General features: G+C 63.6%; 10 protein-coding genes. 1 reads left to right on the top strand and 9 read right to left on the bottom strand.

The genetic code is table 11. The annotated features are described in order from the left end of the window. Positions 1 to 21 precede the first annotated feature (21 nt). From ligA to aqpZ, 9 genes are all read right to left on the bottom strand, one after another. Positions 22 to 2,175, bottom strand: a complete 2,154-nt coding sequence (ligA, locus tag ACN9MO_RS11190; RefSeq protein WP_112994796.1) for an NAD-dependent DNA ligase LigA — start codon at positions 2,173 to 2,175, stop codon at positions 22 to 24. 65 nt (positions 2,176 to 2,240) lie between these two features. After that, positions 2,241 to 3,914, bottom strand: a complete 1,674-nt coding sequence (gene recN, locus ACN9MO_RS11195) for a DNA repair protein RecN (RefSeq protein WP_112994795.1) — start codon at positions 3,912 to 3,914, stop codon at positions 2,241 to 2,243. 37 nt (positions 3,915 to 3,951) lie between these two features. Then, entirely contained in the window at positions 3,952 to 4,818 is an 867-nt protein-coding gene (locus ACN9MO_RS11200; RefSeq protein ID WP_057253491.1) for an outer membrane protein assembly factor BamD, read from the bottom strand. A gap of 174 nt (positions 4,819 to 4,992) precedes the next feature. Next, positions 4,993 to 5,946 carry a UDP-3-O-acyl-N-acetylglucosamine deacetylase gene (gene lpxC / locus ACN9MO_RS11205; protein WP_058321246.1) on the bottom strand — a complete coding sequence of 318 codons (954 nt, stop codon included), beginning with the start codon at positions 5,944 to 5,946 and terminating at the stop codon, positions 4,993 to 4,995. Positions 5,947 to 6,280: 334 nt separating this feature from the next. Further along, positions 6,281 to 8,068, bottom strand: a complete 1,788-nt coding sequence (gene ftsZ / locus ACN9MO_RS11210; protein ID WP_093233707.1) for a cell division protein FtsZ — start codon at positions 8,066 to 8,068, stop codon at positions 6,281 to 6,283. 106 nt (positions 8,069 to 8,174) lie between these two features. Then, positions 8,175 to 9,506 (bottom strand): cell division protein FtsA, encoded by a 1,332-nt coding sequence (ftsA, locus tag ACN9MO_RS11215; RefSeq protein ID WP_057253485.1) that lies wholly within the window; start codon positions 9,504 to 9,506, stop codon positions 8,175 to 8,177. After that, the gene (gene ftsQ / locus ACN9MO_RS11220; RefSeq protein ID WP_057253483.1) at positions 9,503 to 10,453 is read right to left on the bottom strand and encodes a cell division protein FtsQ; all 951 of its coding nucleotides are present in this window, start codon (positions 10,451 to 10,453) and stop codon (positions 9,503 to 9,505) included. The genes ftsA and ftsQ overlap by 4 nt, the downstream gene beginning before the upstream one ends. After that, positions 10,441 to 11,367, bottom strand: a complete 927-nt coding sequence (locus tag ACN9MO_RS11225) for a D-alanine--D-alanine ligase (protein WP_057253480.1) — start codon at positions 11,365 to 11,367, stop codon at positions 10,441 to 10,443. Before ACN9MO_RS11225 ends, ftsQ begins: the two co-directional genes overlap by 13 nt. 307 nt (positions 11,368 to 11,674) lie before the next feature. After that, complete coding sequence (gene aqpZ, locus ACN9MO_RS11230) at positions 11,675 to 12,361, bottom strand: aquaporin Z (RefSeq protein ID WP_057253478.1); 687 nt, start codon at positions 12,359 to 12,361, stop codon at positions 11,675 to 11,677. A 323-nt stretch (positions 12,362 to 12,684) separates the two neighbouring features. Between aqpZ and ACN9MO_RS11235 the strand changes: the two genes are divergently transcribed. Next, a complete protein-coding gene (locus tag ACN9MO_RS11235; protein ID WP_112946587.1) occupies positions 12,685 to 13,995 on the top strand; it encodes an MFS transporter in 1,311 nt (436 codons plus the stop codon). Positions 13,996 to 14,066 lie beyond the last annotated feature (71 nt).

Consider the following 14,066-nt stretch of genomic DNA (forward strand, 5'->3'; position numbering starts at 1 on the left):
CCCCGAACACCAAGAAAGCCCCTACCCGCCGATCAGCGCCAGCCACTCGTCCTCGTCCATGGTCTCGACGCCGAGTTCGCGGGCCTTGTCGAGCTTGGAGCCGGCACCCGGACCCGCAACGACGATATCGGTCTTCTTCGACACGGAGCCTGCCACCTTGGCGCCGAGGCTTTCCGCCTTGGCCTTGGCCTCGTCGCGCGTCATCTTTTCGAGCGAACCGGTGAAGACCACCGTCTTGCCGGCGACCGGGCTGTCGCTTGCAACCGGTGCTTCCGCCGCCTCCGGCGTCACCTCGGACAGCAGACGCGTGACCACTTCGAGGTTACGCGGCTCCTTGTAGAACTCGACGATGGCGCGGGCGACGACCTCGCCGATGCCGTCGATGCTGTTGAGTTCGTTCCAGGCGTCGCCCGAGAAGGCCGACGCTTCGCCCATCGCCGTGCCAAAGTGCTCGTAGCTGCCATAGGAGCGCGCGAGCAGCTTCGCCGTCGTCTCGCCCACATGGCGGATGCCGAGCGCATAGATGAAGCGATGAAGTGCAATCGAGCGGCGTGTGTTGATCGCCTCATAGAGCTTGCGCACGCTGACCTTGCCGAAGCCGTCGATATTTTCGAGCTTGGTCAGCGACGTCTCCTGGCGCTTTTCCAGCGTGAAGATATCGGGCGCCGTGCGGATCATGAGCGTCGGGTCTTCGCTTTCGAAGAAGAACTCGATCTGCTTGGAGCCGAGGCCTTCGATGTCGTAGGCGTTGCGCGAGACGAAATGCTTCAAGTGCTCGACGGCCTGGGCGCGGCAGACGAAACCGCCGGTGCAGCGGCGCACCGCATCCACCTTGCCGGTCTTCTCGTTGATGTCACGCACCGCATGGCTGCCGCAGACCGGGCATGTGGTCGGGAAGCGATAGGGCTCGGCGCCTTCCTTGCGTTCGTCCATGACGACGTCGACGATCTGCGGAATGACGTCGCCGGCGCGCTGCACGATCACCATGTCGCCGATGCGGATATCGCGGCCCTCGCGGATCGGCTCGCCGGAATTGCCGAGCCCCTTGATGTAGTCCTCGTTGTGCAGCGTCGCATTGGTGACGACGACGCCGCCGACGGTGATCGGCTCGAGCCGCGCCACCGGCGTCAGCGCACCGGTGCGGCCCACCTGGATGTCGATCGCCGTCAGCCGGGTGAAGGCTTGCTCGGCCGGGAACTTGTGCGCCGTTGCCCAGCGCGGCGAACGCGAGCGGAAGCCGAGGCGGGCCTGCAGGTCGAGCCGGTCGACCTTGTAGACGACGCCGTCGATATCGTAGTCGAGATCCGGCCGCTCGCGCTCGATGTGGTGGTAGTGCTCCAGGAGCGCGTCGGCAGACGTCAGCCGCTGCATCAGCGGGTTGACCGGGAAGCCCCAGGACTTGAACACCTCGACCATGCCCATTTGCGTGTCGGCCGGCATCGCCGAGATCTCGCCCCAGGCATAGGCGAAGAAGCGCAGCTTGCGGCTGGCCGTCACCTTGGCGTCGAGCTGCCGCAGAGAGCCGGAAGCGGTGTTGCGCGGGTTGACGTAGAGCGGCTTGCCCTGCGCCGCCATTTCGGCGTTGAGCGCGGCAAAATCGGATTTCGCCATGTAGATTTCGCCGCGCACCTCGACCACATCGGGCGCGCCCGCCGGCAACGTCTGCGGGATCATGCCGATGGTGCGGATATTGGCGGTGACATTTTCGCCGGTCGTGCCGTCGCCGCGCGTGGCGGCCGTTACCAGCCGGCGGTTCTCGTAACGCAGCGACATCGACAGACCGTCGATCTTCGGCTCCGCCGTGAACGCGATCGAATTGTCCGGAAGCTGCCCGAGGAAGCGATAGACCGATGCGACGAAATCGCGGGCGTCTTCGTCTGAGAATGTGTTGTCGAGCGACAGCATCGGCCGGGCGTGGACGACCGGCTGGAAGGTGACGGAGGGTGCCGCCCCAACCTTCCTCGATGGGCTGTCCTCGCGGATGAGCGCCGGAAACTGCGCCTCGATCGCGTCGTTGCGCCGTTTCAGCGCGTCATAGTCCGCATCCGAAATCTCCGGCGCGTCCTGGCCGTGATAGAGCGAATCGTGACGGGCAAGCTCGGCGGCGAGAAAGGCCAGCTCCGCGGCCGCTTCCGTTTCGTTGAGATTCTCGACGGGTTTCAATTCATTGGACATGCGCGACGACTCCGGATTCGGAGTCGTTTTGTAGAGCAACCATCGCGAAAGAAAAGAGCCTGTGGCTAGCCGTTACCCGCCAGCAACCGTGCCGCTGCCGCCCTCGCCTCTTCGGTGATCGAGGCGCCGGCGAGCATGCGGGCGATTTCCTCGGTGCGCGCCTTGTCGTCCATGCGGGCAACGCGGGTCGCGATCGTCTCGGCCTTCTCGGCGGACGGTCCCTTGGAGATCAGGAGATGCGTTGCGGCCCGCGCCGCCACCTGCGGCGCATGGGTGACGGAAAGCACCTGGACGGTGCCGGAAAGCCGCTTCAGCCGCTGGCCGATGGCATCCGCCACGGCACCACCGACACCGGTGTCGATTTCGTCGAAGACGAGCGTCGGCGCCGAGCCGCGATCGGCAAGCGCCACCTTCAGCGCCAAGAGGAAGCGCGAAAGCTCGCCGCCCGAGGCGACCTTCATGATCGGCCCCGGCCGCGTGCCGGGATTGGTCTGGACATGGAACTCGACGAGATCGATGCCGTCGGCCGTCGCCTGCGTCGCATCGCTTTGAACTTCCACCATAAAGCGTGCACGTTCGAGCTTCAGCGCCGGCAGCTCGGCCATGACGGCGGCGGAAAGGGCCGACGCCGTGCGCTGGCGCTTTTCCGAGAGCGAGCGCGCCGACGCGTCGAAGGCTGCCTTGGCAACGCCGACCTGGCCTTCGAGCTGCTTCAGTCTTTCCTCGCCGGCATCGAGATCGGCGAGATCGGAGATCATGCGCACGGCGAGCGCCGGAAGCTCGGTGACCGGAACGGAATATTTGCGGCTGGCACCACGAAGCGCAAACAGGCGTTCTTCCACCCGCTCCAGCTCCTTCGGGTCGAACTCGGTGTTGCGCAGCGCCCGCTCGACCGCCATCTGCGCGTCGGAAAGCTGGTTCAGCGCCCCGTCGAGAAGCTCGACGGTTTCCTCCAGCAGACCCGGCGCCTCATGGCTCTTGCGCTCGAGCCGGCGTACCAGCGAGGCGATCAGCGGAACCGGCGAACCATTGCCGTTCAAGAATTCGGAGGCCTCGTTGATGTCGCCGGCGATGCGCTCGGACTTCATCATTCGCGCCCGCTTCTCGGCAAGCTCGTCCTCTTCGCCGTCGCGCGGGCTGAGCTTTTCTAGTTCCTCGACCGAAGAACGCAGGAAATCCGCCTCACGCGCGGCAGCCTCGACACGTTCGCGGTGTTTCTTCAGACCGCGCTCGGCGTCCTTCCAGGCGCGATAGAGATTGCCGACATGTTGCGCCTCGTCGGAGGTGCCGCCGAAGGCGTCGAGCAAGGTGCGGTGCGCGTCGATGTCGACAAGCGCGCGATCGTCGTGCTGCCCGTGAATTTCGACGAGCGTCTGCCCGAGCTGGCGCATCAGCTGGACGCTGATCGGCTGGTCGTTGACATAGGCCTTGGTGCGGCCGTCAGCGGATTGCACGCGGCGGAAGATCAGGTCGCCATCATCGTCGATGCCGTTTTCGTGCAGCATCAGCCGCGCCGAATGACCGACGGGCACGTCGAAGACCGCTGTCACCTGCCCCTTGTCGGAGCCATGGCGCACCAGCGAGCCGTCGCCACGGCCGCCAAGGGCCAGCGACAGGCTGTCGAGCAGGATGGACTTACCGGCGCCGGTTTCACCGGTCAGCACCGAGAGCCCGGCATCGAAAGCCAGATCAAGCCGTTCAATCAGGACGATATCGCGGATCGAAAGCTGGGCGAGCATCCGGGTTCGTATCTTCCTTGACGGGCGCTGATAAGGATCAAGCGCCGATGAGGTTCTTGGCAGCGCGCGATATCCAGGAGTTGCCGCTTTCACGCGGCTCCAGGCCGCCAGACTGCAGCAGCTTGAAGGAATCGGAGTACCACTGGCTGTCCGGATAGTTGTGGCCGAGAACGGCAGCAGCGGTCTGCGCCTCCTGGGTCACGCCCATCGCGTAATAGGCCTCGGTGAGGCGCGCCAGCGCTTCCTCCACCTGGTTGGTGTTCGGATACTGCTCGATGACGACGCGGAAGCGCGATACGGCCGCGAGATATTCCTTGCGCTCGAGATAGTAGCGACCGACCTGCATTTCCTTGCCGGCGAGCTGGTCGCGGGCAAAGCGGATCTTCGACTTGGCGTCGTCGACATATTCGGAGTCCGGATAGCGATCGACGACGGCCTGCATGGCCTCGATCGCTCTCATCGCCGGCTTCTGGTCCTGCGTCACCGCGGGGATCTGCTTGGTATAGGCCAGCCCCTGGATGTACTGCGCATAGGCCGCGTCTTCCGACTGCGGATAGAGATTGAGGTAACGACCGGTGGCGTTGATCGCCTCCTGGTACTGCCCGTTTCGGTAGGAAACGAAGGCGTTCATCACCAGTGCCTTACGGGCATATTCCGAGAACGGATGCTGGCGGTCGAGCGCTTCGAACTTGCGCGACGCTTCCGTCGTCTTGCCGGCGTTGAGGTTGGCAAGGCCCTGATTGTAGAGCACTTCCGGCGGATCCGTCTCCGCCGTCAACTTGGTGATGTCGATATCGGGATCGTTCTGGCAGGCGGTAATCAGGGCGCTGCCGGCAATGGCCGCGACGATCACGGCGGCGACGCGCGCTGACTTTCTCAGATCAACAGAAACTGCAAGAACCATCGGATATTCCCGTTCCACGCTGCGGGCTTGGACCCCGCCAGACATGCGCTTTTAGAGCAAGTTACCTTGAGACCGCAACGTCATGATCGGTGATTCATGCAAATTTGTGGCGGCCCTATCATGAAAATGCCGGCCTTTCGGCCGGCGACTGGAGGAGATGATGACTTTTTTTGTTTATGCGGACCAGGGCGCAAAGCCCGGAACTGCAACTGCAACCATGTCGCGGGCGCGGGTGCGCTGACGCGGGGTCGCCGTTTCGACGACTTCGTAGGCCGTCGGATCGCTGAGAAGCGCCTTCAGTGCGTTGGCGTTCATCTTGTGACCGCCGCGGTAGGAACGGTAGCAGCCGATGAACGGCGCGCCGGCGAGCGAGAGATCGCCGACCGCATCGAGCGTCTTGTGACGAACGAACTCGTCCGTGTAGCGCAGGCCCTCGACGTTGATGACGGTGTTGTCGTCGGAGATGACGACCGAGTTTTCGAGCGAGGAGCCGAGCGCAAAGCCGGCAGCCCAGAGCCGCTCGACATCACGCATGAAGCCGAAGGTGCGGGCGCGCGACAGTTCGCGCTTGAAGACGGACGGCGTCATGTCGCCCTTCCAGGACTGGCGACCGATCAGCGGGCAATCGAAGTCGATCTCGACCTCGAAGCGCATGCCGTCATAGGGCGTGAACTCCGACCAGGACGCGCCCGATTCGATGCGCACCGGCTTGACGATGCGGATGTAGCGACGCTTGACTGCAAGGGCGCGAACGCCCACCTGCTCGATCGCGTCGATGAAGGGTTCGGAGCTGCCGTCCATGATCGGCATTTCGGCGCCGTGAACTTCGACCGTCAGGTTGTCGAGGCCGAGCGCATAGATCGCGGCCATCACATGTTCGATCGTGGCAATCGACGTCGCCGGCGACATGCCGAGAACGGTGCAGAGATCGGTGTTGCCGACCTGCGAGGAAACCGCCTTGTATTCGCTGATCCGGCCATTGGCGAGAACGCGCTGGAACACGATGCCCGCATCGGCTTCCGCCGGATGGAAGGTGATCGACACTTCTGCACCCGAGTGAACGCCATTTCCCTTCAGCGTTACCGGGCTTGCAATCGTCGTCTGAAACCCGAGCAATTCGATTCCCATTCTCGTCACTTTCAATACCTGTGGCCGATGGCCAAAACCTGCTGGCGGACGCAGCGAACTTCAGGGCACAAACAAGGCGCCCGAGAGTCTCGGAGCAAAATCCGATCCTCTGCGTTTCGAACAGACAGCGCTTGATCGAATCGCATGCGTCCCCAATTCCGAGTCTGAAAATAGGAGTTTGGAGGCACCATTCCAAATCACTGTTCGTTTCGCTTTGTTACGTATTTGCGACGGTCCGCAACATCGAATCAAACATCTGAAATGATGAAGAAAATGCAAAAATGCCCGGGCAGTTGCCCGGGCATTCGGCAAGGTGAAGGAACGGGCCTTCCAATCAGTTCGACTGACGGCGCAGGAACGCCGGGATTTCGAGCTGATCATCTTCTTGCGGGCGCGTCTGCTGCGAAACGCGACCGTGATCGTCAAGCTGGCCGCGACGCGGCGCATAGAGGCTCGCTTCCGGCGAGAGCGGCCGGCGCTGCTGGGAAGCAGCGGTCGGTGCGGAAGCCGTCATGTCGGCGGCCGCTGGGGTCTGTTCGCGCTCACGCAGGCCAAGCGAGCTGGTGATGCGGTTGAGGAGACCCATCGGGCCACGCTCTTCCGCGATCGGGGCTGCCGGCTGGGCGCGGCGGTCCATCTCGGCCTTCACAACTGGCGGAAAGTCTTCGACCTTCGGCATACGAACCTGTTCCGGCTGCTGGCGCATGACCGGAGCAACGGGCTCCTGGCGCATCACCGGCTGCGGCTGAGGCTGGGCCTGAACCGGCTGCATCTGCGGCTGCGGCTGGCGCATGACCGGAGCGGCCTCTACCGGTGCTGCACCGGCGAAAAGCTTGCTCTGGGGACGGAAGTTCTCTTCATGCGCTTGCTGAGCCGGAGCCTGGACCTGTGCCTGGGCGGCGCGGGTCGCGATATCGAGCTCGCGCTCCATTTCGGCTTCGCGGATCGCAGCCGCGATGTGATCGACAGACGGCTGCTGCTGAACCGGCTGCACCGGCTGGGCGACGGGCTGCTGCATTACCGGCTGATGAACCGGGGCCGGCTGGTGCTGGGCAACCGGCTGCGGCTGCTGGGCAGGAATGGCGGCCGACGGACGGACGACCGGTTTGGCTGCTACCGGACGAAAGTCAGCGGAACGACCCGCCACCTCCGCGGCCGTACGGTCGATGCCGGTGGCGACGACCGAGACGCGGATCAGGCCTTCGAGTTCTTCGTCGAACGTCGCGCCGAGGATGATGTTGGCATCCGGGTCGACTTCTTCGCGAATACGGGTTGCGGCTTCGTCGAGTTCGAACAGCGTCAGGTCGCGGCCACCGGTGATCGAGATCAGGAGGCCCTGGGCGCCCTTCATCGAGGTCTCGTCGAGCAGCGGGTTGGCAATCGCGGCTTCGGCAGCGGCCAGTGCACGGCCTTCGCCCGAAGCTTCGCCGGTACCCATCATGGCGCGGCCCATTTCACGCATCACCGAGCGGACGTCGGCGAAGTCGAGGTTGATGAGGCCTTCCTTGACCATGAGGTCGGTGATGCAGGCAACGCCCGAATAGAGAACCTGGTCGGCCATCGCGAAGGCGTCCGCAAAGGTCGTGCGGTCGTTGGCGATGCGGAAGAGGTTCTGGTTCGGGATGACGATCAGGGTGTCGACCGACTTCTGCAGTTCGGCAATGCCTTGGTCGGCGAGGCGCATACGGCGCGCGCCTTCGAAATGGAACGGCTTGGTGACGACGCCGACCGTCAGGATGCCCTTGTTGCGGGCGGCCTGGGCAACGATCGGGGCTGCACCAGTGCCGGTGCCGCCGCCCATGCCGGCGGTGACGAAGCACATGTGGGTGCCGTTCAGGTGGTCGATGATCTCATCGATGCACTCTTCGGCGGCCGCGCGGCCGACTTCCGGCTGCGAACCGGCGCCGAGACCTTCGGTGACGGCGACGCCCATCTGGATGATGCGCTCGGCCTTGGTCATGGTCAGTGCCTGGGCATCGGTGTTGGCGACGACGAAATCGACGCCCTGGAGGCCTGCAGTGATCATGTTGTTGACGGCGTTGCCACCGCCACCACCCACGCCAAAGACGGTGATGCGCGGCTTCAGCTCCGTGATATCCGGCTTCTGCAAGTTGATAGTCATTGTACCCGTTCCTTCTGTTTTCTGGCCGCCTTGCCGAGCCGGCCAAATCTCTCAAAGTCCAACATTTCCTTCATCCGACGCCGTCCCTGTCGGCGCCGAACGTCACTCAAAAGCTCTCTTTCAGCCACTGCCCCATGCGGGCGATGCGACCGTTGCCGGCGCCGAGCGCCGAGAACATGCCGCCGTGGGCGGCATGGGTCTCGAGGTCGGCGACCTGCGGATAGATCATCAGGCCGACCGCCGTGGAGAAGGCCGGCCCCTTGGCAGCCGCGGGCAGCCCGGAAACTCCGAGCGGACGGCCGATGCGAACATTGCGGGCGAGGATGCGGCGCGCCGCTTCCGGCAGGCCCGTGAGCTGGCTTGCGCCGCCCGTCAGAACGATGCGCTTGCCGACGATCGGGCTGAAGCCCGAGCGCTGGATGCGGTCGCGGATCAATTCGAGCGTCTCTTCGATGCGGGCGCGCACGATGCGCGAGACGAGCGCGCGCGGCACATGCGTCGGCTGATCGCGGTCGTCCTCGCCGATCGGCGGAACCGAGACGATGTCGCGTTCGTCGGCGCTGTTGGGCAGTGCCGAACCGTGCACGACCTTCAGCCGCTCGGCGTCTTCGATGCGGGTCGAAAGACCGCGCGCCAGGTCCGTCGTCACGTGGTGGCCGCCGAGGCTGACAGCGTCCGCATGAACGAGCTTGCCTTCGGCAAAGACCGAGATCGTCGTCGTGCCGCCGCCCATGTCGATCGCGGCACAGCCGAGCTCGACTTCGTCGTCGACGAGCGCTGCAAGACCGCTAGCATAGGGGGTCGCCACCATGCCCTCGACCGAGAGGTGAGCGCGGTTGACGCAGAGTTCCAGATTCTTGAGCGCTGCACGCTCGGCCGTCAGCACATGCATGTCGACGCCGAGAACGTCGCCGAACATGGCGAGCGGATCACGGATGCCGCGCTCACCATCGAGCGAGAAGCCCGTGGGCAGCGAGTGCAGGATGGCGCGGTCGGAGCGCAGCGACTGCTGGCCGGCGGCCGACAGAACCTTGCGCAGATCGTTGGCGTCGACTTCCTGGCCGCCGAGATCGATCGTCGCGGTGTAGACGTCGCTCTGCAGCCGGCCGGCCGAAACGTTGACGATCATGCTGTCGATGGTAAGCCCGGCCATACGCTCGGCCGCGTCGACCGCGAGCCGCACGACGCTTTCGACCGCATCGAGATCGGCGACGACGCCGTTCTTGACGCCCCGCGACTTCTGATGGCCGATGCCGATGATTTCGACGTTGTGGGTGCGGTTCGGCAGGATCTGGCTCTCGGCGCGCGGCGTCAGCCGGCCGATCATGCAGACCACCTTGGTCGAACCGATATCCAGCACCGAGACAACGTGAGACCGCTTCGAAGAAAGCGGCTTCAGGCGCGGCAAGCCAAAGCTGGAGGAACCGAACAAACTCATATCCGCCCCTCTTTCTTCTTTTCGGTCTCCTGCGCCTTCAGCATTTTGTCCCTCGCCTTCAAGGCAACTTCGCGCCGGGTGACTGCACCCGGAGTCAACTGAACTGTGGTTCGATCCTGCAGCCTCAGATCCACGGCCGCGATGTCGCGCTCCAGGAGCTGGTGCTGGCTTTCCATGTCGGAGAGCACTTGCATCGCCTGGGCGACGTCGTGCTCCGGCAACTTGACGATGATGCCGTTATCGAGGCGCAGGTCCCAACGGCGACCGGCGACGCGAACGAAGGCCCTCACCCGCGAGCGGATCTCCGGCCAGCGGGAAAACTCGTCGTAGAAATCGGCGGCCGCCGTTTCGGCATCGCGGCCAACGAACAGCGGCAGCGCCGCAAACTTGTTGTCGCGCAGCGGCGCAATCACGCTGCCGCTTCTTTCGATCAGCGAAAGATCGGAGCCGTGCTGCCAGATGCCAAAGGCCTTGCGCTCGGTAAGGTTGACCTCGATCGTGCCGGGATAGACCTTGCGCACCGTCACGCCCTGAACCCAGGGCATTTCCGCGATCAGCTTGCGGGCCTCGGCGATATCGAGCGCCACCAGCGACGTCGTGCCGTCCAGGCCGAGCTGCTGGAGGATATCGATCTCCGAGGTCTGGTCGTTGCCGGAAACCTTGACGTCTTCGATCGCAAATCCCGCGGCGGTGGTCGAAGCTTGCGCGAAGTTCTGTGTATGACCGCCGAGCGACATGCCGTAGAAGCCCGTCGCAGCAAAAAAGGCGAGCGCCGAGATCGTGCCGGTATGGGCCGGAAAGCGAACGCGGCCGGCACCAAGACTGACGAAGAAGCGCACGACACGACGGAGCGGACGCGGCAGCACACGGCCGCCGTCCACATCGACGGCTGCAGCGCCATCGAGGTGACGAACCCTCTTGCCCCTTCTGCCCCTCAACGCAAACACGACGCTTCCTCCACCATCCAACTCAAAAACTCACCGAAACTATAGCCGGCATGCGCGGCCATCTCGGGCACCAGGGAGGTTGGCGTCATGCCGGGCTGGGTGTTGATTTCCAGCCAGATCAGCTCGCCCTCACCGGAGGAACTGTCATCGAAACGAAAGTCGGATCGGCTGACGCCCCGGCAACCGATTGCCTGATGCGCCTTCAGAGCGAGTGTTTGTATTTTTTGGTAAATATTTGGTGAAATCTGTGCCGGAATGACGTGGCGAGAACCACCTTTTACGTACTTGGAGTCATAATCGTAGAAGGCATGGCCCTGCGGGATGATTTCGGTCACGCCAAGGGCCTTGTCGCCCATGACGCCACAGGTCAGTTCGCGGCCGGCGACATAACGCTCGACCATGATTCGGTCGCCATAGCGCCATTCGCTCGAGGTCACCACCTGCGGCGGATGCGACTGATCTTCCTTGACGATGACGACGCCGAAGCTCGAGCCCTCACGGACCGGCTTGACGACATAGGGCGGCTTCATCGGGTGCTTCGGGCCAAAGGCATGGCGATCCATCACCTGCGCGTCCGCAACCGGAATGCCGGAGGCGGCAGCAACGTGCTTGGCCTGCGCCTTGTCCATGGCGAGCGCCGAGGCGAGCACACCGGAATGGGTGTAGGGAATCTCCAGATATTCGAGAATGCCCTGGATCGTGCCATCCTCGCCGAACGGACCATGAAGAGCATTGAAGGCGACGTCCGGCCGGAGTGCCGCGAGCACCTCGGCAACGTTGCGATCGACGTCGATTCGGGTGACGCGGTAGCCGGCGGCCTCAAGGGCATCCGCGCAGGCAGCCCCGGACGACAGGCTAACCGGTCGCTCCGAAGAAAATCCGCCCATCAGGACAGCCACATGCTTGCCGCTCATTCAAACCCCCAAACAATACGCCACTATCGCAAGGTTTCCTTGCGTCTGGCTGATTCCGGTCCCCGCGAGTCACCGGTGCCATTGGGTCACTAGAACGGCATTATGGTTAACGAACCGTTTACTTTCGTTAACCTTAGTCGGGAAACGAAACACGCGCCGTGCGTGCACGCGCGTAGTCGACAGGGCATTTTGGCGGGAGATCAAAGGGTTGCGGAGCAATCCTGAATCGAATGCGTAACAAGCGAAAAAAATGAAAAACCCGCCGCAAACGAGGCGGCGGGCTCCAATCTGACGATGCGATGAGGGATTAGTCGTCGTCGCCGACGATCTTCCAGACGATGCCGGCGATTGCCGCGCCGACGATCGGCGCCACCCAGAACAGCCATAGCTGTGCCAGCGCCCAATCGCCGACGAAGAGCGCCTGCCCCGTCGAGCGGGCCGGGTTGACCGAAGTGTTCGTCACCGGGATCGAGACCAGGTGAATAAGGGTGAGCGCCAGGCCGATGGCGATCGGCGCGAAGCCGGCCGGCACGCGGCCATGGGTGGAGCCGAGAATGATGAACAGGAAGAAGAAGGTCAGCATCACCTCGGCGACGAGCGCTGATGTCAGCGAATAGCCGCCCGGCGAATGTTCGCCATAGCCATTGGCGGCAAAACCGCCGAGCTGGAAACCGGCCTTGCCGCTGGCGATCAGATAGAGCACGCCGGCAGCGGCGATCGCGCCCAGCACCTGGGAGACAACGTAGCCGACGAGCTTGTGGGACGGAAACTTGCCGGCGACCATCAGCCCAACCGAAACGGCCGGATTGAAGTGTCCACCGGAGATGCCGCCGACCGCATAGGCCATGGTGAGTACGGTGAGACCAAAAGCAAAAGAAACGCCGAGCAGGCCGATGCCGACCTCAGGAAAGGCAGCCGCCAGCACCGCGCTGCCGCAACCGCCGAAAACGAGCCAGAATGTACCCAGAAATTCCGCAGAAAGCCTTTTGAACATGCATTCGCTCCTGAAAAACGAAGCCGATCGCTTCAAGTGCCCAGAGTTTGCCACAATTTGATTCCGGTCAAGATGGGTTGTGAGGCGATGTCAAACGCGCGCAAAAGGTGAAATCGACCAAGCGCAGCTCAATATATTGCCCAAGGAACAGGCAGACCCAACCTCTGCCGCAGAGAGCCATGCACCAGCGGAATAATGCTGCGCATGACGCCGATATCGTTCGCATTTCTTACGGTTTCCGGGTTTCGCCATGCCGAAACTTGCGTTAATAGCCCTCAACCGCCTCCCAAGACGGTATGAAATCCATATCAGGAACCATCATAATGACAGACGCGACAACCTCCCTGTCGCCGAAGGACAATGCGTCGAAGCACGCGGCAGTGAACTCCCCTGCCCGGGTGCTGTTCGCAAGCCTCGTCGGCACGACCATCGAATTCTTCGACTTCTACGTTTACGCCACCGCCGCAGTGCTGGTCTTTCCGCACCTGTTCTTCCCGACCGCCGACCCGACCTCGGCAATGCTGCAGTCCTTCGCGACCTTCTCGATTGCCTTCTTCGCCCGCCCCTTCGGCGCCGTCATCTTCGGCCATTTCGGCGACAAGGTCGGCCGCAAGGCGACGCTCGTGGCGGCACTGATGACCATGGGCATATCTACCGTCGTGATCGGCCTTTTGCCGACCTATGCGACGATCGGCGTCGCAGCGCCCCTGCTCTTGGCCCTTTGCCGTTTCGGCCAGGGCCTCGGCCTCGGCGGCGAATGGGGTGGCGCTGTGCTGCTCGCCACCGAAAACGCGCCCGAGGGCAAGCGCAGCTGGTACGCCATGTTCCCGCAGCTCGGCGCACCGATCGGTTTCATCCTGTCGGCCGGCACCTTCCTGATCCTCGGCGAAGTCATGAGCAACGAAGCCTTCCTCGCCTGGGGCTGGCGCGTGCCCTTCATCGCCAGCATCCTGCTGGTCGCCGTCGGCCTCTATGTCCGGCTGAAGATCACCGAGACGCCGGAGTTCCAGAAGGCGGTAGACAAGCACGAGCGCGTGCAGGTTCCGATCGCCGAGATCTTCCGCTTCCACAAGCGCAGCCTCGTTCTCGGCACCTTCGTGGCGCTCGCGACCTTCGTGCTGTTCTATCTGATGACGGTGTTCTCGCTCTCCTGGGGCACGGCAAAGCTCGGCTACTCGCGCGAGCAGTTCCTCGTCGTACAGATGACCGGCGTCGTCTTCTTCGGCCTGATGATCCCGGTCGCCGGCATCCTTTCGGACCGGTTCGGCCGCCGCCTGATCCTGATCGTCACCACCATCGGCATCGGCGTCTTCGGCCTGTTCATGGCCCCGCTGCTTGCCGGCGGCCTTGGCGGCGCCTTCCTGTTCTCGATCATCGGCCTCGGCCTCATGGGCCTGACCTATGGCCCGATCGGCGCAGCCCTTGCCGCCCCCTTCCCGACCTCGGTGCGCTACACCGGCGCGTCGATGACCTTTAATCTCGCCGGCATCTTCGGCGCGTCTCTGGCGCCCTACATCGCCACCTGGCTCGCCACCAACTACAGCCTGGATTACGTCGGCTACTACCTGCTGGCAGCCGCCGCCATCACGCTGCTTTGCCTCGTGCTGTCGACGGAAGACGAGGTTTCGGCCTGATATCGGACTGGCCGCGCCCCTGTGCCCGGCCGACCGCAAACAAGGAGAGCCGCAGCGGCAACGCTGCGGCT

This window comes from Ensifer sp. R-19 (assembly GCF_049905105.1).
Taxonomy (GTDB): Bacteria; Pseudomonadota; Alphaproteobacteria; order Rhizobiales; family Rhizobiaceae; genus Ensifer.